This is a genomic window from Pseudoalteromonas sp. S16_S37 (assembly GCF_014694405.1).
In the GTDB taxonomy this organism is placed as follows: Bacteria; Pseudomonadota; Gammaproteobacteria; order Enterobacterales; family Alteromonadaceae; genus Pseudoalteromonas.
Genome location: NZ_JAAUWV010000126.1, coordinates 1 through 2,226, shown reverse-complemented (window position 1 = coordinate 2,226; position 2,226 = coordinate 1). Strand labels below are relative to the sequence as shown.

Genomic DNA, 2,226 nt, shown 5'->3' with positions numbered 1-2,226 from the left:
ATAATACTTAGTATCAACAAGACTTACCTGTCTTTTACGTGCCGTTGCCATGGAAGCTGCCTATCTTTTAATCAGATAAATAAAAGATAGGCAATGAATGAAAAATAAACAAATAAAAGTGGGTGTCTTGTTTAATTCTGTAAAAGTGGGTGTCTTGTTTAATTCTGTAGACAAACCACCCCAACATGCAAATTGAGGTGGGTGTCCACAGTTACTTTATACTTTATGAGTGACTGTCCTGCTTTAAATTCTCTAATCAATTGACAAAACAAAGTAAAGATAATAAAGACATGAAATTCCAAACAATAACATTGAATCGACACCTCCTCCTAGTGCAGCAAGTGCGACAGCAAATGGAGCCTGTTTGTACAACCGCTTGTCTCTATCAGTGAACTCATCTGAATTATTTATTTGTTTAAAGGTCAATAAATAATATGCCAGAGCTAGCGGTATGCCGACAAAATAAAAACCCTTTGTACTCATAGCTATTGCTATTCCAATTGGTAGCTTCATTAAATACAACTTTCGAGCCATGTATACCTACCTTTTATGTACATAGTCAGTTATGCCTAAAGCAGCGCCTGCTAAATCACCAATATAGCTTACAGGTTCAGAAATATAACCCACGCCTTTTACCGTGGAATTATACAGGGCCCCTACCGCAACTTCACCTCTAACGTTGCCGTCCTGAAACTTAGCGGACAGCCACTTTAAAAAGACATTAAAAAGAACCTTCAACAAGCTATCAATAACAAAACAACTAACTTTGTTGCTAGATATTATCAAAGTCATGCCTAATATGGGTAAGTGATTGCTTAAATCACCCCCTTTTTATTCAATTTCTCATCCTTTAAACGCACTTATCCCTGCCATTTTAAAAGCATAAAAGTAAATAAATGAAATCAGGTTGTTGTCAGCTTAATAACATTGTGCAATTTGAGATGCTGGGTCTTCGCTTATGCTGTTGTCGCTCGCAATACAAATCCATTGCATGCTCTTTGCCTACCGCACCATGAAACACCTTTTCAAACTGGGTAGTGAGTTTTAGCCAGTTGTCTGCCTTGATATTCAATCGCTCAAGAATGGGGGCTTGATTGCTGTCGATGTAGCCTCGTTTGTCAGTTCGAATACATTTGCCTGTCAGTTCAACTAACTCCAGATAGCTTTTAAGTTCAAATGGTAGCCCTTTGGGCATGTGTTTTCTGGGACTACCAGCAAAGCGTGCAAGTTGTTTTGGCTGCTTACCCTTTGTGGCTTGTGCACAGCGTATTTTAATACTGGTGTGGGCTGACTCTTCTGGTGTCTTTGCCATTTTGGCTCTGATTGGGTTTAAATCAACATACGCCATACAAGCCATTAATGCGGCTTCATCCAGTAACGCCTGGCTTTTAAAGCGTCCTTCCCAGAATCTGCCCGTACAACCATCTTCTTTGTTCGCTTCTCGTGCTATGCCTTCGTTCAACACCCGCATAAACCAGCTAATACTGCACAGTCGGTGTCGATATTCTTTTATTTCTTTGTCTAAAAAGAACCGTTGACCTTTGTCCAAACGCTCATTGTGTAGATATTTATGACCCAGAATCGAGCCTTTAAACAGCTTGTGCCAACGTATGAGTACAGCTCTGTCACTGAGTCTTTGGGCTTTTTTATCATCCACATACAGCACCACATGGGTATGATTGCTCATCACCGCAAAAGCACATATATCAATGCAAAAAACCTGAGCTAAAAACAACAACCGTTCTTCTACCCACCCTCGGCGATGCTCATACGACTTACCCGTAAATTTATCTTCACCGCACAAAAATGCACGGCGAACACAGCGCGAAACACAATGATAGTACCGAGTATCCGACAAACTGATTTGCCGCTTCCTTGCTAATCCCATTGTTCACTCCTTGAACTTAGAATTTGAAATGATTTTGAAGAACTAAAAGCTTAGACAAAGCACCCCAACATGCAAATTGGAGTGGATGTCCGCGTTAATTTTCCGGTTCACTCCTTGAACTTAGAATTTGAAATGATTTTGAAGAACTAAAAGCTTAGACAAAGCACCCCAACATGCAAATTGGAGTGGATGTCCGCGTTAATTTTCCGCGTTAATTTTGCTATCTGATAATGCGGTCAGTTAAAACAAATGCAACGCAATTTAAAATGGCAATACTTTGTTTTGGTGCTTTATTATTATGCGTATGTGGCGATGTGGTGAACTTTAACCTCACTCAG

2 protein-coding genes are annotated in these 2,226 nt (G+C 39.9%); both read right to left on the bottom strand.

What is annotated here, in order from left to right:
- Nucleotides 1-252: 252 nt before the first annotated feature.
- On the bottom strand, nucleotides 253-534 hold the full coding sequence (locus tag HC733_RS22045; protein ID WP_190367124.1) for a hypothetical protein: 282 nt from the start codon (nucleotides 532-534) through the stop codon (nucleotides 253-255).
- 379 nt (nucleotides 535-913) lie between these two features.
- Nucleotides 914-1,888, bottom strand: a complete 975-nt coding sequence (locus HC733_RS22040; protein ID WP_190367123.1) for a transposase — start codon at nucleotides 1,886-1,888, stop codon at nucleotides 914-916.
- Nucleotides 1,889-2,226 lie beyond the last annotated feature (338 nt).

Excerpts from the sequence above, each read along its gene's own strand:
- HC733_RS22045 (WP_190367124.1), bottom strand. The coding sequence starts at position 534 with ATGGCTCGAAAGTTGTATTTAATGAAGCTACCAATTGGAATAGCAATA.
- HC733_RS22040 (WP_190367123.1), bottom strand. The coding sequence starts at position 1,888 with ATGGGATTAGCAAGGAAGCGGCAAATCAGTTTGTCGGATACTCGGTAC.